This is a genomic window from Sinorhizobium sp. NFACC03 (assembly GCF_900103435.1).
In the GTDB taxonomy this organism is placed as follows: domain Bacteria; phylum Pseudomonadota; class Alphaproteobacteria; order Rhizobiales; family Rhizobiaceae; genus Ensifer.
On sequence record NZ_FMXF01000010.1, the window covers coordinates 12513 to 32891 of the forward strand.

19 protein-coding genes and 1 tRNA gene are annotated in these 20379 nt (G+C 62.7%); 10 read left to right on the forward strand and 10 right to left on the reverse strand.

Annotated features, from left to right (window positions below):
• Positions 1-20: 20 nt before the first annotated feature.
• Positions 21-794: a histidinol-phosphatase gene (gene hisN, locus BLU35_RS14590; protein WP_058325919.1), complete on the reverse strand. Its 774-nt coding sequence runs from the start codon at positions 792-794 to the stop codon at positions 21-23.
• Between the two features lie 339 nt (positions 795-1133).
• Positions 1134-2015, reverse strand: a complete 882-nt coding sequence (locus tag BLU35_RS14595; RefSeq protein WP_058325229.1) for an N-formylglutamate amidohydrolase — start codon at positions 2013-2015, stop codon at positions 1134-1136.
• Between the two features lie 199 nt (positions 2016-2214).
• Between BLU35_RS14595 and cpdR1 the strand changes: the two genes are divergently transcribed.
• From cpdR1 to BLU35_RS14610, 3 genes are all read left to right on the forward strand, one after another.
• Positions 2215-2580, forward strand: coding sequence for a response regulator CpdR1 (gene cpdR1, locus BLU35_RS14600; RefSeq protein WP_034786813.1), 366 nt, complete (start codon positions 2215-2217; stop codon positions 2578-2580).
• A 273-nt stretch (positions 2581-2853) separates the two neighbouring features.
• Positions 2854-2928: transfer RNA gene (locus tag BLU35_RS14605), tRNA-Val, on the forward strand.
• 351 nt (positions 2929-3279) lie between these two features.
• Entirely contained in the window at positions 3280-3876 is a 597-nt protein-coding gene (locus BLU35_RS14610) for an alpha/beta hydrolase (RefSeq protein ID WP_353615030.1), read from the forward strand.
• 172 nt (positions 3877-4048) lie between these two features.
• Here BLU35_RS14610 and BLU35_RS14615 read toward each other — a convergent pair whose 3' ends face one another.
• The 5 genes from BLU35_RS14615 to BLU35_RS14640 form a co-directional block, all read right to left on the reverse strand.
• A complete protein-coding gene (locus BLU35_RS14615) occupies positions 4049-4729 on the reverse strand; it encodes a peroxiredoxin-like family protein (RefSeq protein WP_093233519.1) in 681 nt (226 codons plus the stop codon).
• 128 nt (positions 4730-4857) lie between these two features.
• Positions 4858-8118: an adenylate/guanylate cyclase domain-containing protein gene (locus BLU35_RS14620; RefSeq protein ID WP_093233609.1), complete on the reverse strand. Its 3261-nt coding sequence runs from the start codon at positions 8116-8118 to the stop codon at positions 4858-4860.
• A 510-nt stretch (positions 8119-8628) separates the two neighbouring features.
• Positions 8629-8814, reverse strand: coding sequence for a hypothetical protein (locus tag BLU35_RS14630; RefSeq protein WP_057254618.1), 186 nt, complete (start codon positions 8812-8814; stop codon positions 8629-8631).
• An 86-nt stretch (positions 8815-8900) separates the two neighbouring features.
• Positions 8901-9839 carry a 4-hydroxy-tetrahydrodipicolinate synthase gene (dapA, locus tag BLU35_RS14635; protein WP_058325922.1) on the reverse strand — a complete coding sequence of 313 codons (939 nt, stop codon included), beginning with the start codon at positions 9837-9839 and terminating at the stop codon, positions 8901-8903.
• A gap of 11 nt (positions 9840-9850) precedes the next feature.
• Positions 9851-10345: a hypothetical protein gene (locus tag BLU35_RS14640; protein ID WP_093233520.1), complete on the reverse strand. Its 495-nt coding sequence runs from the start codon at positions 10343-10345 to the stop codon at positions 9851-9853.
• Between the two features lie 301 nt (positions 10346-10646).
• On the opposite strand from BLU35_RS14640, the gene ilvD reads away from it, so the two are divergent.
• Positions 10647-12485 (forward strand): dihydroxy-acid dehydratase, encoded by a 1839-nt coding sequence (gene ilvD / locus BLU35_RS14645; RefSeq protein WP_058325924.1) that lies wholly within the window; start codon positions 10647-10649, stop codon positions 12483-12485.
• A gap of 158 nt (positions 12486-12643) precedes the next feature.
• Positions 12644-13072 (forward strand): lipocalin-like domain-containing protein, encoded by a 429-nt coding sequence (locus tag BLU35_RS14650; protein WP_093233521.1) that lies wholly within the window; start codon positions 12644-12646, stop codon positions 13070-13072.
• Positions 13073-13092: 20 nt separating this feature from the next.
• Here BLU35_RS14650 and BLU35_RS14655 read toward each other — a convergent pair whose 3' ends face one another.
• Positions 13093-13497 (reverse strand): GFA family protein, encoded by a 405-nt coding sequence (locus BLU35_RS14655; RefSeq protein ID WP_058325926.1) that lies wholly within the window; start codon positions 13495-13497, stop codon positions 13093-13095.
• A 469-nt stretch (positions 13498-13966) separates the two neighbouring features.
• Here BLU35_RS14655 and BLU35_RS14665 point away from each other — a divergent pair, with 469 nt between their 5' ends.
• The gene (locus BLU35_RS14665; protein WP_093233522.1) at positions 13967-14440 is read left to right on the forward strand and encodes a MarR family winged helix-turn-helix transcriptional regulator; all 474 of its coding nucleotides are present in this window, start codon (positions 13967-13969) and stop codon (positions 14438-14440) included.
• 113 nt (positions 14441-14553) lie between these two features.
• Here the strand turns inward: BLU35_RS14665 and BLU35_RS14670 are convergent, their stop codons facing one another.
• Positions 14554-15000: a MarR family winged helix-turn-helix transcriptional regulator gene (locus tag BLU35_RS14670; protein ID WP_093233523.1), complete on the reverse strand. Its 447-nt coding sequence runs from the start codon at positions 14998-15000 to the stop codon at positions 14554-14556.
• Between the two features lie 61 nt (positions 15001-15061).
• Between BLU35_RS14670 and BLU35_RS14675 the strand changes: the two genes are divergently transcribed.
• From BLU35_RS14675 to BLU35_RS14690, 4 genes are all read left to right on the forward strand, one after another.
• Positions 15062-15790: a DUF899 domain-containing protein gene (locus BLU35_RS14675; protein WP_093233524.1), complete on the forward strand. Its 729-nt coding sequence runs from the start codon at positions 15062-15064 to the stop codon at positions 15788-15790.
• Positions 15791-15893: 103 nt separating this feature from the next.
• Positions 15894-16370: a DUF1579 domain-containing protein gene (locus tag BLU35_RS14680; RefSeq protein WP_093233525.1), complete on the forward strand. Its 477-nt coding sequence runs from the start codon at positions 15894-15896 to the stop codon at positions 16368-16370.
• A 127-nt stretch (positions 16371-16497) separates the two neighbouring features.
• Positions 16498-17265 carry a VOC family protein gene (locus BLU35_RS14685; RefSeq protein WP_093233526.1) on the forward strand — a complete coding sequence of 256 codons (768 nt, stop codon included), beginning with the start codon at positions 16498-16500 and terminating at the stop codon, positions 17263-17265.
• 305 nt (positions 17266-17570) lie between these two features.
• Positions 17571-19388 (forward strand): GGDEF domain-containing protein, encoded by a 1818-nt coding sequence (locus BLU35_RS14690; RefSeq protein ID WP_093233527.1) that lies wholly within the window; start codon positions 17571-17573, stop codon positions 19386-19388.
• Here the strand turns inward: BLU35_RS14690 and BLU35_RS14695 are convergent.
• Entirely contained in the window at positions 19360-20271 is a 912-nt protein-coding gene (locus BLU35_RS14695; protein ID WP_093233528.1) for a LysR family transcriptional regulator, read from the reverse strand. The genes BLU35_RS14690 and BLU35_RS14695 overlap by 29 nt on opposite strands.
• Positions 20272-20379: the final 108 nt, after the last annotated feature.

The following is a 20379-nucleotide window of genomic DNA, read 5'->3' on the forward strand; positions in this document are numbered from 1 at the left end:
AGCGCCGGAGCGTGGCGGCCTCAGCCTTTGAGGATTTCCAGCGCCTGAGCATGCAGTTCGGCGCTGCCGGCAGCGATGACTTCGCCGCCCATTTCCGCCGGTCCGCCCTGCCAGTTGGTGACGATACCGCCGGCCTGCTCGATCAGCGGAATGAGGCCGCCGACGTCGTAGGGTTTCAGTCCGCATTCGATCACCAGGTCGATATGACCCGCGGCGAGCAGCGCGAAGGCGTAGCAATCGCAGCCGTATCGGAAGAGCCGGACCTTGCTCTGCAGCGCCTCGTAGCGAGTCTTGAACGCGCCGGTGTAGAGGTGCGGCGATGTGGTGAACAGCACCGCATCCGAAAGCGAATTGCATGCACGGGTCGAAAGCACCTTTTCGCCACCGGGACCCCGGTAGGTCGCCTTCTCACCATCGGCGAAATAGCGCTCCCCGGTGAACGGCTGATCCATCAGGCCCATGACCGCTTCGCCATTGCGATAGAGGCCGATCAGCGTGCCCCAGACCGGAAGGCCGGAAATGAAGGCGCGCGTGCCGTCGATCGGGTCGATGACCCACACATATTCGCGGTCGAGCCCGACATTGCCATGCTCTTCGCCAAGGATGCCATGCTCCGGAAAATGCTTCTCGATCAGCGCACGGATCGCAGCTTCCGCCGACTGGTCCGCCTCCGTTACCGGATCGAAGCCGCCTTCGATCTTGTTGACCACGCTGGTGCCGATCCGGAATCGCGGCAGGGTCTCTGCCTTGGCAGCTTCAGCAAGGCGATCGAAGAAGGCGCGGTCAGGCAGCATGGCTCTCTCTCAGGGAAGCATGGACGAAGGAAGGTTCGTCCTGCATAGACGAAATTTACCGAAAGGCAAACGCGCTGATGCGATGGCAGCGGCCGCCAAATCGCCTGTGTTTTCATAATTCTAGCGTTTCAATCGGTTCAGATACCGCTTTCGACTGAAAAACGTTTGATGCACTGCAAAAGTCTTCACTGCTTCAACTTGACATTTGTGCAGTGCAATATTAAGGTTTGGGTACAGTCACCTGTGACTGTAAATACCCTCCTTGGGTGTTTCCTCCCTAGACTTGACCGCGCCGTTGGCGCGGTTTTTTTTGAAGCTCCGCGACAGATAATCCGAAGGTCACTCCGCTGCGAGCGGGAGGTAGGCGCCGTAGTCTTCGACATGGCGGGCAAGCGACGCGACGAAGGTCGTGAGATCTGCAACCAGCACGCCGAAGCCGGGCTTGCGCACCAGCGTCGTCTCATCCACATAGAGCGCCCGGTTGATCTCGATCTGCAGCGCATGCAGCCCGCGTGTCGGGCGACCGTAATGCTCGGTGATGAACCCGCCCGCATAGGGTTTGTTGCGCACGACGCTATAGCCGAGCTGCTGCAACAGATCGACTGCGGCGCGCGACAGTTCACCCGCGGCACTGGTGCCGTAGCGGTCGCCGATGATGAAGTCGGGACGCTGGGCGCTGCCGGGCAGATGCACGTTCCCGGGCATCGAGTGGCAATCGATCAGCACCGACAGGCCGAACTGCACGTGGGTGCGCGCGATCAGTTTGCGCAGGGTGGCATGGTAGGGCTTGTAGATCGTCTCGATCCGCGTCAGCGCGTCTTCCACCGGGAAACGTCCGCGATAGATCTCCATGTTCTCGGCGACCAGCCGCGGTATCGTGCCGAGGCCGCCGGCGACACGCATCGAGCTGATATTGGCGTGCGGCGGCAGCGGGCCGTCGAACATGCGCGGGTCAAGCTCATAGGGCTCACGGTTGACGTCAAGGAAGGCGCGCGGGAAATGCGCCAGCAGCATCGGCGCTCCGAGAAAAGTCGCGTTCTGGAACAGCTCATCGACATAGTGGTCTTCAGACCGACGAATCGAAACAGCGTCGAGCCGCGACTGATCGAGAAAGCGCTGGGGATAGGACCGGCCGCTATGCGGTGAATTGAACACAAAGGGAATGCGCTGGATCGGAGGTTCCAGGACCTCGAACAGTTCCCTCTCCGCAATTTCCCCCATCTGAACCCTTTTTTACCATATGCGGTTCTTACAATTGTCATCATGTTGCCAGTTGGTCCGCTCTGTGTCCATAGTGACCAATCACAGCTACCGGGGAATTGACGTCCCGCGTTCACGAGATATTTACCGCGTTGGGGTTTGGATAAAACGCCGCAATCTACGCGCAATAAACTGAAAAAAGAGAAGCACGGCCGAATTCATGACTGCGAAAATCCTTCTTGCCGAAGACGACAACGATATGCGCCGGTTCCTGGTCAAGGCGCTCGAAAAGGCCGGCTACAAGGTCATGTCCTACGACAACGGCGCCAGCGCCTATGACCGGCTTCGCGAGGAGCCCTTCTCGCTTCTCCTCACCGACATCGTCATGCCCGAGATGGACGGCATCGAGCTGGCGCGCCGCGCGACCGAACTCGATCCGGACCTCAAGGTCATGTTCATCACCGGCTTTGCCGCCGTTGCGCTCAATCCCGACTCCAAGGCGCCGAAGGATGCCAAGGTGCTTTCGAAGCCCTTCCACCTCCGCGACCTCGTCGACGAGGTCAACAAGATGCTGGCCGCCGCCTGAGCCACCACGGTTTTCCACAGTCGCTGCCGCTTGCGGCACACTGTGGCGACAAGCCAAGACGATTTCCGATCGACCGCCGCGATCCACAAGGATCTCCGGCGGTCTTTTCGTTTCAAGGCCTTAGCAGGAATCCCGCAAATCCGGGCCCTCGCCAGGCCGCCGCGACCGACCCCCGGATGGGAAAACACATGCCTTCGAAATTTCTCTCAAAAAACCTTCGAAAACCCTATTGACGCGACAACGGGTTTTGTGGTCTATGCGCCGACATCGGATGGGCGTGTAGCTCAGCGGGAGAGCACTACGTTGACATCGTAGGGGTCACAAGTTCGATCCTTGTCACGCCCACCATTCGAATTCCAAGGGCCTTTCGAGAAATCGAGAGGCCCTTTTCGTTTGTCCCGAGGCGCGCCGGTTGGCGACACCCTCCACCCATCCCAATTCTGTACGAAGTTTAATGTCCTGCGCCATGGAAGCGCCCCGTTCCGCGCCCTAGTTTGCATTCGCAATCCGATCGCACCCGCAGACCTTTAATCGCATCCGTAGACCAACGGCCGGCCACCCATCTCCCGTCTCGATACGCGAACGCGACGTCGTGCCGACCTCATCTTCTCTGAATGAGAAAGGAACGGACAATGCCTGGCCGTCAAGAACATCCTGCTCGTACACGGCGCCTGGGGCGATGCTTCCCATTGGCGTCACGTGATCCCGCCACTCCACGCCAAGGGCTACAGGATCGCCGCAGTGCAGAACCCACTGACCTCGCTTGCCGACGACGTCGAGCGCACGCGCAAACTGGCGGAATCGCTTGATGGCCCGACCCTGCTTGTCGGCCACTCCTATGGCGGCGCGGTGATCAGCGGCGCCGGCCATGCAGCCAATGTCATCGGCCTGGTCTATGTCGCGGCCTTCGCCCCCGATGAGGGCGACAGCCTCGGCAGCATCTTTGCGCGGCGCGACCCACCCTCCGGTGCTGCCAGTATCCGGCCCGACAAGGATGGCTTCCTCTGGTTGGCGCAAGACACCTTCCGCCAGAGCTTCGGCCAGGATTTGAACGAGACCGACGCGCTGGTCATGGCGGTGACGCAGAAGCCGATTGCCGGGCGTTGCTTCGAGGACAAGGCAGGGTCGCCGGCCTGGAAGGAAAAGCCCAGCTGGTATCAGGTATCGCGCCACGACAACATGATCCCGCCAGAAACCGAGAGTGGATGGCTGAACGCATCAAGGCAAAGAAGATCATCACCCTCGATGCCAGCCACGCTTCGCTTGCATCGCATCCAAAGGAGATCATCGCACTGATCGACGAGGCGATCGCTTCGCTCGGCTAAAGCATGTCGCGCGAAAGTGCGCAGCGGTTTTGCGATAACGCCGCGACGAAAAACCCCGTCGATCACCGGACCGACGGGGCCTTGTTCCAGGACCGCCGCCGACACCAACCGCCGTCGACGGATAACCATCCAAAGTCGACGCCTTAATGCACCATGGCGGAGGCGGCGGACATCAATTCGTCGCGACGCGGGGCGCCGAACATGTTCTGGCCGCCGTCCGGGACTTCCGTGAAACTCCAGCACACAACGCCATCACGATCGAGCAGGAACTCGCCGACGAGTTGCCCGGCCCCGGTCGCTATCATCCGTTCGTCAGCCTCGGTGATCTGGTAGTCTTCCGCCTTGTCGAGATAGGCCATAGCTGCGATCGGGTCCATCGGTTCCGGCAATTCGCCCGGCATATTCACCTTCATCGCCATGATCGTCTTCTGGGCGATCTTGTACGGCCAGGCGTCCTCGTCCTCGGTGAATTCGAGGTTGGGCAGCCCGAACGCCCGATGCGAGACCCGTTCCGGATCGGCGGCGGCCAGCAAATTCGGCACAGGATGATAACGGAAATAGAGGCGCGCTCGATCGATCGGCGTATTGACCACCGTCAGGCTCTCGATGCCCCGCTCCCGCAAGGCGCCGTCGAGTTGCGCCATGGCGGCGATCTGCCGTCTGCAGAACGGACAATGCAGGCCGCGGAACAGGCCGACCAGGACCGGTTTGCGGCCGCGAAAATCATCAAGGGCGATCTGACCTTCCTGCGTGATTGCGTCGAGCACCACGTTCGGCGCTCGGTCGCCCAGCTGCAACGGCCGTCCACTCAGCGGCTCAACCATGTTTCGTCTCCTCATCCCGGCCGGAACGCTCCAGCTACGCCTTGTGGCAAGGCAGGCGCTTTTTCTCCGGCAAACTGTGTGCAGCAATCAAAGCGCAGACGCCGCGCCCCAGGCGACGATCGGAAGTATCAGTCGAGAAACGGCAAAATCATCAACGCCTCGGGATCGAGACCATGTTGCGCACATATGTCTCTCGCCAAGGCGAAGTACCTTTCCGCTGCATCGAGATCGCCGGCTTCCAGGCAAAGCGTCGCCAAGCCATCATAACACGGAAACAGGAGCTGCGCCTCTTGCGTTTCTCCGCAAAGGTCGAGCGCCTCCTGATAAAGGCCGCGGGCGACATCTGCCCGGCCATGACACTGATGGATCTGGCCGAGCACCAGCAGCGACACCGGCAAGTGGTCGCGCTGGTCGAGTTCCCGGTCAATCGCAATCGCGCGCTCGGCTGCCGGCACGCCGTCCGGCGCACAGCGATCGGTGAAGGTGCAATAGGCGACGGCAAGGTTGGCGAGCAGACGCGCCTGAAAACCGAGGTCGCCGATACGCCTTGCCATGTCGAAACCGCAGCGGCAAACCTCAATCGCACGTCTCGGATCGGTGACCGCGTAGAACACCGCCAGATTGGTATAGCCGCGGCAGGCGGCATTCAACAGGTTCGCGCCTTCCGCTGCCGCGACGCTTCGCTCGACGATACCGATCGCTTCGGCGCTGCGGCCAAGGCGGGCAAGCGTCACGGCCTTGGTGTTCAGCGCTTCGGCCATGACCCGCATCGCCTCCCGCTCAGTCTCTGGGGTCTCCGGCGTATATGCCGCAATGCGATCCAGGGCGTCGTCCGCCGCCTTGAGGGCGCCGGCATAGTCTCCCATGCGGAAGGCGAGGTGGCCGCATTCCTGTGAAAGATGCGCACCTTCAATCGGCGCGCTCACGCCTTCGAGCAGCTCGGCGGCTGCCGCGAAGGAAGCCAACGCCTCGTCACGCCGCCCGGTTTCCCAGAGATGATGGCCGAACTTGCGCCGGATTCGTGCCGCGGCAATCCGGTCGTCCATGGCGCTGTAAATCTCCAACAGTGCGCCGTAGTGCTGAACCGCCGCCTCACGCTGGCCGGTCGGGCCCAGGAGATCAGCGACGCGTTCGCGTGCGGCAAGCCATTCGGGGCCCTGTTCGCCGGTGGCCGCCAGTGCCGCCATCGCCTGTTCATAAAGCCGGATGGCATCATCATTGGCATAGAGCGCCCGCGCCCGGTCTCCGGCCGCGACCAGGTAATGTGCGCCCTTGGCCTTCTGTTCGGAGAGGCCGAAATGGTGGCCGAGCAGCGCCATTTCCTCGGGCCGGTCGGTATCCTCGCCGAACCGGCGCTCCAGCACCTTGCCGATTAATGCATGCCCGTCCGTGCGCCGACTGAGCAGCAGATTGTTGTAGACCACCTCCTGCAGCAACGTCTGGGTAAACCGATAGGTCTGTGTGCCCAGGAACCCGCCGCCGTCCCTGGCTTCTTCGATGATCTCCGCATCGCAGAGCAGATCAAGAATCGTATCCACCGGTGTCCGCCCCGAAACCGCTTGCAGCAGATCCGCATCGAATCGCGGCCCGATCATCGCAGCGTGGTGCAGCATTCGGCGGGCGTCCGGCGGTAGCCGATCGACGCGGCCGAGCAGTATCGCCTCGATGGTCACCGGAATGTCGGCGGCCGCTTCGCGCTCCACCACCCGCCAGGTCGAGCCGACCCGCTGCACGGCGGATACATCGATCAGGCCGCGCACGATTTCCTCGATGAACAGGGGATTGCCCCCGGCCCGTGCCAAGATGCGCTCGGCGAGCGCCTGAGGCAGCCCATCCCTACCGAAGAATGCCGCAAGCAGCCGACGCCTGTCGGCTTCCGAAAGCGGTGCGAGGCGCAACGCCGTCAAGTTTGTATGGCCGGGCTTCAGCTGATCGGCATCGGCGTCGGGCCGCTGGGTGGTCAGCAGCATCAACGGGCTGCCTTCCGTCCGCTCGAGGACGAAGGATATGGCCTCGAGCGAGGCAGCGTCGGCCCAGTGCAAATCCTCGATCACGAGCAGTAAGGGCGTTCGTGACAGGCGTCGTTCAAAAATCGCCCTCACCCCTGCGAAAAGCTGCCGGCGCATCTGTTCCGGCTCCACATGGCGCAACAGCTCATCCTGGGAACCCAAGCCCAGGATCCGCAGAAACAGCGGTACGAGCTGTTCGAGCTTGTCTTGCGCAAATCCGATCTCGGCCAGTCCCGCGGCGAGTAGCTCTGTCGTCCGCTGCAGGCTGTCGCTCATCGAAATCCCGTAGGCACCGCGCAGCACCGCCGCGAGAACGCCATAGGACGGTTCTCCGAGCGACGAACTGCCGGCGCGGCGAACGACGACGTTCGAAAAGCGCGGATCCGCGGCCACCCGTTCGAGGAATTCTTTGATCAGCCGCGATTTTCCGAGCCCTGCCTCTCCCGTCAGACGCACCAGTTGCGCCGTCCCGCCGCAGGCAAGCTCGAGGCAATCAATGAGGCGCTTCATCTCCGCCTCACGTCCGATCAGCGGCGCACCGAGCCCCAGCGCTTCGAGACCGCGTGCCGTGCGCGGTGCCTCCAGAGACTGCGTCAGCCTGTAGACCTCGACGCTTTCCGCTTTGCCGCGCAGCGTCATCGCGCCAAGCGCCTCGTAGGCAAAGGCGTGGCAGGTCAACCGATAGGTCACAGGCCCGACGAGGATCTCCCCAGGCCCTGCCAGCGTTTGCAGCCGCTGCGCCGTGTTGACTGCGTCGCCGGTCACCGAATAGGCCTTGCCGTCGCCAGCGCCCAAACGCCCCGCCACGACGGTTCCGGTGTTGAGCCCGATATGGAGGTTCAGTGGCTCGCCGATCCGCCGCTGCCAGCGTTCGCCGACCCGCCTTGCCCGAACGGTCATGTCGAGCGCAGCACGAAGCGCTCTCTCGGAGTCGTCTTCGTGCGCCACCGGCGCGCCGAAGAGGGCCAGCAACGCGTCGCCGATGAATTTGTCGACGAAGCCACCGTAAGCCTCGACCGCCTCGGTCAGTTCTTCGAAGAGTTCGTTCTGGAAAGCCCTGAGGACTTCCGGATCCACCTGCTCGCTGAGACCAGTAAAGCCGCAGAGGTCGGCAAAGAGAATGGTGGCTGTGCGGCGGTCGGCGCCCGCCTCCTCTCCGCCAGAAGGTCGCGCCCGAGGCGTCTGTGCCGTCGCAGGTGGCGAAACCGTCGGCTTTATTGGTGCCGGGCTTCCAAGCCGGGTGCCGCAGGTGGGACAAAAGGAGAAGTGTGGCGGGCAGAGTGCGCCGCAACCGGGACACGGGCTATGCTGCTTGGCACCGCAATTCGGGCAAAACGCAAACCCGCCTTGGATCTCGCAACCGCACTCGTGGCAGTTCATCGACGACGAACCTTCGAACGAACCAGGCTGGCACGGCGAATGCGGAGCCAGCCGGGACATGATGGCTTCGAAAGAATGGACCCGCGTCACCTGCTTTGCAAGCAACAGCAACAATCTCGATGGGAGACCGCGAATGCGGCCTCCTCCAGGGCCTCCCGACGGTTTCCCGATCGAACAGTCCGGCAATGGTTCGTCGGCAATGTCGGCCTCAAGCGCTGTCAGGAGTGGGCACGGCGCGGCTTCGGTGGACGGGAAAACGTATCGAGATCGATGGCTGCACCTTCCGGCGCGCGGCACACCTCCTCCGGATGCCGATCGCTGGCCTCGACAGCGAAGTGGATCGCCGCCGTCTCGTTGGTGAAGAGGCCGCCAACGACGCCCTTGCGGTCGGAAACGACCCACCAGCCGTGCCTATCGCGGCCAACACGAAACGTGCGCGCGCGCGAAAACCACGCCGAATCTGCTGCGTACTGCCCATGATGGAATGATCCTCGTTGATCGGAAAAAGGCTTAACCGGCAATCCACGGAATGGCGGCCTGGATGCCATAGGCAAGGCCGAGAACGATACCGAGGCGGACGCCGATGCCGAGAAAGGCGTCGCGAACCGCGCTGTCGTTATCGTGGCGGTTCTCGATGTTGCCCTGGGCGCGTCGGCGCTGCTCGGCTTGAGCGGCAAGATGCGGCAAGCGTGACATGATCTGTCTCCTTTTTGGCATAAGGTCCCGCGCGCCGAGCTCAACGAATGAGGGGATGCTGGCAGGACGGGAATTGTTGAGGGAACTCAGCTCGCGAGCGCGATGCGGACGCCGCGGCCGATATGGGTGGAGGACGGAAGTTCGGTGAGCGGCTCGAGTGCCGCACGAATCTCGGCCGCCGTTTCCGCCGCAACCGGCGTCAATGGCAAGCGCAGTTCGGGGCTGAGGGCGCGCGCCAGATGCAGCGCATATTTGATCGGTCCCGGATTGGTCTCGCGCTCCAGTGCCACCAGCAACGGCCTTATCCGTTCATGGATGGCAAGCGCCGCCCCTGTATTGCCGGTCGTGATTGCCTGATGCATCGCCACCACCAGCCGCGGAACGACATTGGACGCCACCGATATGGTGCCGTGTCCGCCGCAAAGATTGAACGGCAGCGCCGTCTGGTCATGGCCGGAAAGCGGACGAAGGCGGTTTTTCAGCTCAGCCGACATCGAAAGAAGCCAGCCGATGTCGCCGGTCGCATCCTTGATGCCGACGATGCCGGGAAGCTCCGCCAGCCGCTCAAGCGTTCGCGGTGTCAGATCGACGCCGGTGCGGGCGGGCACGTTGTAGAGGATGACCGGCAAATCGACCGCCCTGGTTACCGCCTCGAAGTGCCGATAGAGCCCCTCCTGCGACGGCTTGCTGTAATAGGGCGCGACAATGAGCACCGCATCGGCGCCGAGCGCCTTGGCTTCCGCCGTCAGGTCGATCGTCGTCTCGGTACTGTTGGTGCCGGTTCCGGCGATAACGGGGATCTTCCGCTCGGCGACCTCGACGCAGCGCTCGATCACCATTGTCCGCTCGGTACGCGACAGCGTCGGCGCCTCGCCGGTGGTACCGCAAGCGACGATGCCGGAGATGCCGTGGCGTATCTGCCATTCGACCAGCGACATCAGACCGGCGACATCGACCTTGCCGTCGCGAAACGGTGTGACGAGCGCCGTGATCGCCCCGTCGAGGCGCAACGAGTGCATGTTCATGGAAATATCCTTCAGGTGGGAAACTGGCCGCGGTCGGTAGCCGCGATGGCAAGCTGATAGCTGCGGCAGGAGCGCAGGAAGGCGCCGAGGATTGCGGCGGCCAGATCGGCATGCCGCGCCTTGAACGTGAGCCGACCCGCACCTGGCGGCTGATAGCGCAGCGCACAGGTCCAAAGCCCGAGTTCGTGGCTGAGTGTTCTGAGACAGAGCTTTGCCTCAGTCGTAGACGTCAGGTGGATGACCGCATCGACCAGGGCATCGGCCGCCATCAGATCGCGGAACCGACGCGACGGCCACTCGTCCACGGCGAGACCGGGCAGTTCCCGGATCACGCGGACAGCCTCCCAGACATGATGCTCACGCAGGCGGCGAACCGCGCTCAGCCGAAGCAGTAGCACATCCAGGGGATCTGCATTCGCCTCGACAGTAACGGGCCGCTGGCGCAAACCCATATCGGGCAGAAGGCTCCGGACATGATGACGCAAGCTGAAATCGTGAAGAGACATGGAACTCATCCGTATTCGATGAGGGGAACCTAGCTCCATCAGGCGTCCGGATTCGATTCCGACTTCGCGCGCCCGGCATAAGATTTCCGTAAAGCCTCCCGATTGGTGCTGTCCAAGGCATTCATGCGCGGCTAGATTGACACTCGAAGGGACAGAAAACCCCGCGAAATGCAGGCGCGCGGCGTCGAAATAATCTGACGCAAAAGATGACGTGCACGCAATTTTGCGCTAGGTAGCCCCTTCTGTGGCGATAAGGATCGCCATATTTCGCGCAATGCCCTGTCCGTGAAGGAACATGCCCATGCCTGCCTATCGCTCACGTACCACCACCCATGGCCGTAACATGGCCGGTGCCCGCGGCCTCTGGCGCGCGACGGGCATGAAGGACAGCGATTTTGGCAAGCCGATTATTGCAGTGGTGAACTCATTCACCCAGTTCGTGCCGGGCCACGTGCACCTCAAGGATCTCGGCCAGCTCGTCGCCCGCGAGATCGAGGCGGCCGGCGGCGTCGCCAAGGAATTCAACACCATCGCCGTCGACGACGGCATCGCCATGGGCCATGACGGCATGCTCTATTCGCTGCCGTCGCGCGAGATCATCGCCGACTCGGTCGAGTACATGGTCAATGCCCACTGCGCCGACGCCATGGTCTGCATCTCGAACTGCGACAAGATCACGCCCGGCATGCTGATGGCGGCGCTCCGCCTCAATATCCCCGCCGTCTTCGTCTCCGGCGGCCCGATGGAAGCCGGCAAGGTCGTGCTGCACGGCAAGACGCATGCGCTCGATCTGGTCGACGCCATGGTCGCAGCCGCCGACGACAATGTTTCCGACGAGGACGTCAAGGTCATCGAGCGCTCCGCCTGCCCGACCTGCGGTTCCTGCTCCGGCATGTTCACCGCCAATTCGATGAACTGTCTGACCGAGGCCCTCGGCCTGTCGCTGCCCGGCAACGGCTCGACGCTCGCGACCCACGCCGACCGCAAGCGCCTCTTCGTCGAGGCCGGCCATCTGGTCGTCGATATTGCCCGCCGCTACTACGAGCAGGAGGACGAAAGCGTCCTGCCGCGCAACGTCGCCTCCAAGCAGGCTTTCGAAAACGCCATGGCGCTCGACATCGCCATGGGCGGTTCGACCAACACCGTGCTGCACATTCTCGCCGCCGCCCATGAGGGTGAAGTCGATTTCACCATGGCCGACATCGACCGGCTGTCGCGCAAGGTTCCGTGCCTGTCAAAGGTGGCGCCTGCGAAAAGCGACGTGCACATGGAAGACGTGCACCGCGCCGGCGGTATCATGTCGATCCTCGGCGAACTCGAGAAAGGCGGCCTCATCAACCGCGATTGCCCGACCGTCCACAGCGCCACGATCGGCGACGCCATCGACCGATGGGACATCACTCGCACATCGAGCGAAACGGTGCGCAACTTCTTCCGCGCGGCGCCGGGCGGCATCCCGACGCAAGTTGCCTTCAGCCAGGAGGCGCGCTGGGACGAGCTCGACACCGACCGCGAAAAGGGCGTCATCCGCTCGGTCGAACATCCCTTCTCCAAGGACGGCGGCCTCGCTGTGCTTAAGGGCAACATCGCCATCGACGGCTGCATCGTGAAGACCGCCGGCGTCGACGAGAGCATCCTGAAGTTCTCCGGCCCCGCCCGCGTGTTCGAAAGCCAGGATGCATCGGTCAAGGCGATCCTCGGCAACGAGATCAAGGCCGGCGACGTGGTCGTCATCCGCTACGAAGGCCCGAAGGGTGGCCCGGGCATGCAGGAAATGCTCTATCCGACGAGCTACCTGAAGTCGAAGGGCCTCGGCAAAGCTTGCGCGCTGATCACCGACGGCCGCTTCTCCGGCGGCACCTCCGGCCTCTCGATCGGCCACGTTTCTCCGGAAGCGGCCAATGGCGGCACGATCGGTCTCGTGCGCGAAGGCGACATGATCGACATCGACATCCCGAACCGCACGATCAGCCTGCGCGTCGACGAGGCGGAGCTTGCGAGCCGCCGCGCCGAGCAGGACGCCAAGGGCTGGAAGCCGGCCGAGCAGCGCAAGCGCAAGGTAACAACGGCACTCAAGGCCTATGCCGCATTCGCCACCTCGGCCGACCGCGGAGCAGTGCGCGACCTCGGCGACCGCTGAGACGAAAAAAACAGAGACAGTCCGAAGGCCCCCGATGTTCGGGGGCCTTTTTTCTTTGGCCGGATGTCAGGCTCTGGCCTGTTGCGCATCGCTGCCTTCTTTGCCCGGCAGCGTGCATCTGTTATTTTAGGCCACCCTAAGATTAAAACAGGTGGGTCATGGCGAACGCTTCCAAACTGCTCGGCACCTGGAAGATGCTCTCCTGGAAACGCAAGGTTGTCGCCACCGGCGAAACCAGCGATGCCATGGGGGCCGATCCTATCGGCTACCTCTCCTACTATCCCGATGGCCGCGTCAGCGCCGTCGTGGTGAGGCGTGATCGCCCCGCATTGAAAGGCGCCGTACCGACGAGCGACGAAAAGGCGGCGCTGTTCGACTCGATGCTCGCCTATGCCGGATCCTACAGGCTTGAGGATGGCCGGGTCATCCACCAGCTGGATGCGAGCTGGAACCCGGCCTGGGGCATGTCCGATCTGATCCGCCCGTTCTACGTGGAAGGCGACAGGCTGGTGATCTACGGCGCACCAGCCATCGACCCCCGGACTGGAGAAGAGGTCACATACAATCTCGAGTTTCGTCGGATATGACCAGCCGCCATTGCCAGACGTCAGAGATGACGCGTCTCGGCCGGCGCGTGGAACCAGTTGTTGTTGCGTCCGTCCATATATTGCACCGGCACCTCGGCGAGCACCGCCGGATCGAGGTCGTCGAGGCAGGCGACGTTGACCGAATAATAGGCACCGCCGATCTCCTCGATGTAGCCGTGGCCGAAGGCCGCGACGCCACAGATCTTGCAGAAACGGTGATGCACGCTGTTGCTGCTAAACTGGTAGTCGGCGATGTTGGCTTCGTCACACTGCAAGCGGAAACCGTCGGGCTTTACGATCGCGCCCCAATAGCGCCGCTTCCAGCAGATCGAGCAATTGCACTTGCCGGTGCCGGCATCGAGGTCGACATCGGCCTCATAGCGGATATTTCCGCAATGGCAGCTTCCCTTATAGGTCAGTTTCATAACCGTCACTCCTGCTTTCCGGGCCCAGGCAGACCCCACTTTGCCGCCCACCAATTTGACAACACGCTGTCAGATGAAGCTTATGCAATGCATTTGCCACATTGACAATATATTGTCAACTGAAAGCAATTGCTCGGTGCGCCCGTCAGAGATGGCGAACCTCGGCAGGTCTTTCTTCCCATCGGTCGTTGCGGCCATCCCGATATTCCACCGACACCTCGGCGAGGACGGTCGGATCGACATCATCCAGGGTGGCGACATTGATACAGAAGGCGCAATTGCACTTGGTCGTCCCGGCATCGAGATCGAAAGCCGCCTCCTATCGCACCTTGCCGCAATGGCAGCTGCCCTTGTAAGTCCTCTTCGCCATGCTCTCTTCTCCCTTGCTGAAAGGGCTTGCTGAAACGAGAGCACCATGACAATATGATGTCATTCAAAAAATTTTCACACAACGGGTGGCACTGTCAACATGAAAGACCCTGAACGCACGCACGCCGGCGACGCCTTTGCGGAATTTGCGATAGCCGCGTTGCGGCTTGCCGGTCCGCTGACGCAGGCCGGCGACGCACTCGCCAAGCCTTCCGGACAGACGAGCGCCCGCTGGCAGGTACTGGCAGCAGCAAACCACGCCCCCATGTCGGTCGCCGATGCCGCGCGCGCCCTCGGCCTCGCGCGCCAGGGCGTGCAGCGCATCGCCGACCTGTTGGAAGCGGAAGGCCTGATCGCCTACAGAGACAATCCGACCCACCAAAGGGCAAAACTCATGGTCCTGACGGCGGCCGGCGAAACGGCGCTGCACGAAATCAAAGAGCGGCAGGCGGCTTGGGCCGACAGGCTCGGTGCCGAATTGGGTGAAAGACGCCTGCGACAGGCCTCGGCCTTGATGGCGGAGATCATCGAAGTCCTCAAGGAACGATCCTCACCGGAAGATCCCGCCCCCTAGAGCATCCCGCTCTCAAGTGGAATCACTGGAGGCGGAAAGATGCTCTAGATTCAAAGTGCTAGAGCGTCCTTTGTGCGTTCACTTGAACGCACGGCGCTCTAAGCAACCGCCGTTCAAGCCAGCGTCAGGAGATCCGCGCGCAGGCGGTCCGGTCCACCTTCGCCAAGCACCGGATCGAGCGCCTCATGCAATGCCTTCCAGATGGGTATGGCACGCGCCAGCAGCGCTGCGCCCTCCTGCGTCAGCCGCAGCCGCCGCGACCTTCGGTCCTCCGGATCTGGAAAGATCTCGATCAGGCCCCGCCGTTCCAAGGGCTTCAGCGCCGCAGTCAGCGTCGTTCGGTCCATGGCGAGCAGCGACGCAACCGATCCCATGTTCGGAGGCGCCGGACGATTGAGCGACATCAGCAGGGAGAACTGCCCGTTGGTGATATCGAGGGACCGCAGCGCCTCATCGAACCGGCGGGCTATGGCACGCGCGGCACGCTGCACATGCAGGCAGAGGCAGGTATCCTTCACATGCAGGGTGGTCTCGAATGGAATTAAAGGCATCTTTGACATGGCTGATTAATGTTGATATCAACGTAATTAGTCAAGTGCAACGTTGGAAGGAGGAACGGGCATGAGACAGGACCACGCAGTCGTATCACCTCGGGAGTGGTTGGAAGCGCGCAAAGCACTGCTCGCGCTTGAAAAGGAACACACCCACGCACGCGACAAGGTCAATGCCGCCCGGCTGGCTCTGCCCTGGGTGAAAATGGAAAAGACCTACGTTTTCAACACGGTGACCGGGCGCAAGTCGCTGTCCGAACTGTTCGACGGTCGCAGTCAGCTCATTGTCTACCATTTCATGTTCGGCCCCACCTGGGAGGCCGGCTGCCCCGGCTGCTCCTTCCTGGTCGACCACTTCGCCGGCATGCTGCCACACCTCAACCACCACGACGTGACGCTGATCGCCGCATCGAATGCGCCGCTGGCGAAGATCGAAGCCTACAGGAAGCGCATGGATTGGCACTTCCCCTGGGTCTCTGCGGAGGGCAACGGCTTCAACCATGATTACCACGTCGCCTTTTCTCCTGACGAACTGGCAAGCGGCAAGGTCGCCTACAATTTCACCGAGATCGAAAGCGCCAACGCGCATGAGGAACTGCCAGGACTGAGCGCCTTCCAGAAAGGCGAGGACGGCGCGATCTATCACACCTATTCGTCCTATGCCCGCGGTCTTGAGGAACTGGTCGGCACGCTGATGCTGCTCGACCGCGCGCCGAAGGGCCGCAACGAAGACCACACCATGAGCTTCGTCCGCCGCCACGACGAGTACGAAAAGGTGCGCGGGCGCAAGGCAGACTGATCCTCCTCGTCCTTCGCGGGCGGAACCTTTCGCCTGCGAAATCGTTTCCAGAACGCTCGCGTGCCGGGCCGATGACCTGCGCCCGGACCAAGAAGGAAATCCCGTGAAAGCAGAACCGGAAGAAGCGCATCGCTGGCTCGAACAAATGCTGGGCTACTGGCAGGTTCGCACGGCCGGATCCGATGGCGAGCCCGACGGCAGCGGCCCCTGGACCGAACACGTTCGCTCGCTTCATGGCCTTTGGATCGTCTGCGAAGGTCAGGGAACGATGCCGGGCGGCAGCTTCGGCGAAACGCTCATGACGCTCGGCTACAATCCCGAGACGAAACGCTACATCGGTACCTGGGTCGGCTCCATGCTGACCCATATGTGGGTCTATGACGGCGAACTGGATGCGGAAGGCAGATCCCTGTCTCTCTACTGCGATGGACCGGATTTCGAAAACCCCGGCAGAACCGCGCGGTACCGGGACGTCATAACGCTCCTCGATCACTCCCGGCGCTTGCTGACGGCGCAAGTGCAGGCGCCGGACGGAAGCTGGAAAGACATGATGACGGCGGAATACCTGCGCCGGGATTGACCGCGGGACGAGCGACCGTGCCCGGTTCCCGGCCGCGTCCCGCTTCAACCCGCTCCGACGTCGGCCCATTCGAACATGCAACCAAGCGGCACGAAATGCGCCGCGCCAAGCAAACTGGAGGAAGGCAATGGCAGATCACGGCAAATTTGTTTGGTATGAACTGATGACGACGGACATGGCCGCGGCGGAGACCTTCTATAAGGACGTCGTCGGCTGGAATGCCCGCGATTCCGGCATGCCCGGCATGAGCTACACGCTGTTCAATATCGGCGAGCTGCCGGTTGCCGGATTGATGACGATGCCGGAAGGTGCGCTCGAAATGAAGGTACCACCCGCCTGGCTCGGTTATGTCGGCGTCGACGATGTCGATGCGACCGCCGCCAAGATCGCCGCCAAGGGCGGCAAGGTTCATCGGGCGCCGGATGATATCCCGGGCATTGGGCGCTTTGCCGTCGTCACCGACCCGCACGGCGCCGTGTTCGCGATCTTCAAGGGTATGGGCGATCCGCCGCCGGTCACCGATCCGATGTCGCCCGGCCTGGTCGGCTGGCACGAACTCGCGTCCGGCGACCTCGACACCGCCTTCCCCTTCTACGCCGAGCTCTTCGGCTGGACGAAGGACCAGGGCATGGACATGGGCGAGATGGGCACCTACCAGATCTTTGCCCATGGCGGCGCTCCGATCGGCGGGATGATGACCAAGCCGAAGGAAGTGCCCGCGCCCTACTGGCTCTACTACATCAACGTGCCTGCGCTCGACGCATCGATCGAGCGTATCAAGGCCGGTGGCGGCAAGGTCGTGCTCGAGCCGATGGAGGTGCCCGGCGGCGCCTGGATCGTCCAGGCGCTCGACCCGCAAGGTGCCCTTTTCGCGCTGGTCGCGCCGAAGCGCTGAACGGTCGCGTCAACCGACAAGCACGCGCATGAGACAGGGCCCGCCTCCCATCAGGAGGCGGGCCTCTTTTCTATCCGATGGGCGGTGTGCGGTGACGGAATGCAAGCCGCTGCCCTGCACCACGCGCATCCCTCGGTTGCGGCGCGACCCCTAGTATTTCAGGGTATTTCAAGGTTATTTAACACCTTATACGATAACAGGGGCAACGAGCACACTGATTTCGGATGGGTTTCTTGTCGCACGACAAGAATTGTCGCGACAGCCCAAGCGATGAGCGGCGACATGAGTGGAGCAACTTCGCGTAAATGAAGAACAAAGGCGGCAGCTATACGCCCCCGGAAACGGGCGTTGCAGAAGCGCGCACGGCGAAGGCGCTGCGCCGCAAGCTCCAATGGCTGCTCGCCATCGTCGTTGCCTGCACCGGCGTGCTCGCCACCGAGATCATCGCCGCCTCCTATAGCGATTTCGTCATCGCTCGCCGCAACCTGACCGAAGTCATAGCCTTCTGCCGCGTGCTCGACGCTGCAAACTACCTCTCGGCCGAGCGCGGCCCGTCCAATGGCGTGCTCGGCATCGGCGTGGCACCCGGTTCGCCGGTCCAGGCCCGGCTTGCCGAGTTTCGTACCCGCAGCGACGCGGCGCTCGCCAAGCTCACCGAGGACATCGACGGTGCCAGCCGCACCGAACGTGCCGGCGCCCTCTCCCCCATTCTCGTCGAAGTTCGCCGCCGCCTGATGCTGGCGCGCGCCGAGATCGACCGCATTGCCGCGCTTCCGCCCGAACAGCGGGACCTGACGGAGATCCAGGCTACGATCGAGGCAATGTTCGGCGTCATCGACGCGCTTCGCCCGGCGATCGACTGGAACATCCAACGCCTGACCAACACCGACCCGAACCTTGCCGGCATCGCACTTGCGGCACAGATGCTCGCCAATCTGCGCGAGGACGGCGGTCGCCTCGGCTCGCAGGTCATGGCCCCGGTTGCTGTCGGCCAGCCGCTCGAAGCAAAGAACATCGCCGATAGCGAGCGCACACGCGGCAGGCTGCAGGAAATCTGGTCGATCGTCGGCAAGCCCGGCGCCCTTCCCGGCCTGAAACCGGCCAATATCGCAGATCTCGCCAGGATCGACCGCGAGTTCTTCGGCGAAGGATTTGCGATCATCGACAGCATCGTCGCCATCGGCAGACAATCGGGCGCCTATCCGATGACCGCCGAGCAATTGACCGACCGCTTCGTCCCGAAGATGAAGCCGCTCGAGGATCTTCGCCGCGCCTTCATGGATGCGACCGTCGAGCGGCTTGCGGCAAACAAGACGAGGGCCTCGGTCAAGCTGGCGGTCGCCAGCCTTGCGACCTTCGCCCTGTTCCTAGTCTTGCTGGTTTTGATGCGCCGCGCCCGCTCGCTCGTCTTCGAACCGCTGCTCATCGCACGCCACAGCATCATCGAGCTCGCCAACGACCGTCCGATCGCCCGCCTTCAGGGCAAGGGCGGTGAAGGCGAGATGGGGCGCCTGTTCGACGCGATCGACGTGCTGCGCAAACGCCTCGACGAACGCGCGCTGTTGATGCAGCACCTTGAACATCAGGCTGAAACCGATGAGCTGACCGGCCTGCTCAACCGCCGGGCGCTGGAACTCATCGGCGGCGCGGAAGACACGGCCGACAGCAGCCAGGACGCCTGTCTGATCCTGATGGACATCGACCATTTCAAGCAGATCAACGATACCCACGGCCATCTGGTCGGCGACATCGTGATCAAGGAAATCGCCCGCGTCATCCGCAACTCCGTGCGCAACTCCGATCTCGTCGCCCGTTTCGGCGGCGAGGAGTTCGCGGTCATCACGCCCGGCGACAACATCGAGTCGGCCCTTGCGCTGGCGGAGCGGATCCGGGCCAACCTTGCGCGCGAGCCGATCGTCGTTGCGGATGGACAGCAACTGAAGGTCACCGCCAGCTTCGGCGTGGCGGAGGGCCGAACCGCAAACGGCGGCTGGAAGCACCTGATCGAGTGCGCCGACACGGAGCTCTATCGCGCCAAATCCGAAGGCCGCAACCGCGTCTGCGGCCACCCGGCAGAGGCGACCCTTTCCCACTTCACAAAGACGAAATCCGCGCGCGCGTAGCCAGAAAATCGAGCACGACCCGCACACGCGACGGCAAGGCTCCGCCTTGGCCGAGAAACACGGCATGAAAAGTCTCGATATCACCGGGATTGAGATGCTCGACCAGCGGCAGCAGTCGGCCGGCCTGGATATCTTCCCTGACCGTGAAGGTCGGAAGCCGGGCAAGGCCCACACCCGCAAGCGCAAGCTGGCGCAAGCCCTCGCCATCGCTGACCCGCACCCGTTCCGTCGGCGGCAGAACGATCTGCTTTTCATTCGACAGCAACGGCCAGCCATCGAACGCCCGTGTGTAGCTATGGCTCAGCCGGTTGTGCACCTCGATATCCTCGATGGTCTGAGGCACGCCAAAACGATCGAGATAGGATGGGGCACCGACGATCGTCATCGATGTGGTGCCGAGCTTGCGTGCGATCAGGCTCGATGTCTTGAGCGGTCCGGCGCGCACGGCGATATCGACCCGCTCCGCCATCAGGTCGACCACGGCATCCGTCTGCAGGATATCGAGGGAGACCGACGGAAACGCCGCCAGGAATTCGGGCAGCACCGGCATCAACGCATGCGTCGCATAGGACGCGCTGACATTGAGGCGCACCCGGCCCTCCGGCGTTTCGCCGGCGCCCGCCGAGCGCTCCGCTTCATCAATGTCGGCGAGGATGCGTACGACCCGCTCATAGAAGACGCAGCCTTCCGCCGTCAGTTGCAGCCGCCGCGTCGACCGATTGACGAGCCGGACACCAAGCCTTTCCTCCAGTCGCTGGACGAGTTTGCTGACAGCCGAGGGCGTCATGCAGCAGACTTTTGCCGCAGCCGAGAAGCCGCCAAGCTCCACCACCTTGGCAAAAACCGCCATCTCCCCAGAACGATTGACCGGCAAGCGCGACATGTGACTTCAACTCACAAATGATGTTCCTTCATGAGGTCTACATCGCAAATGACCCCAACACCACCTTCTCCTTGAAGCGAGCATCGACGGCCGGTGTCTCGCGCGAAC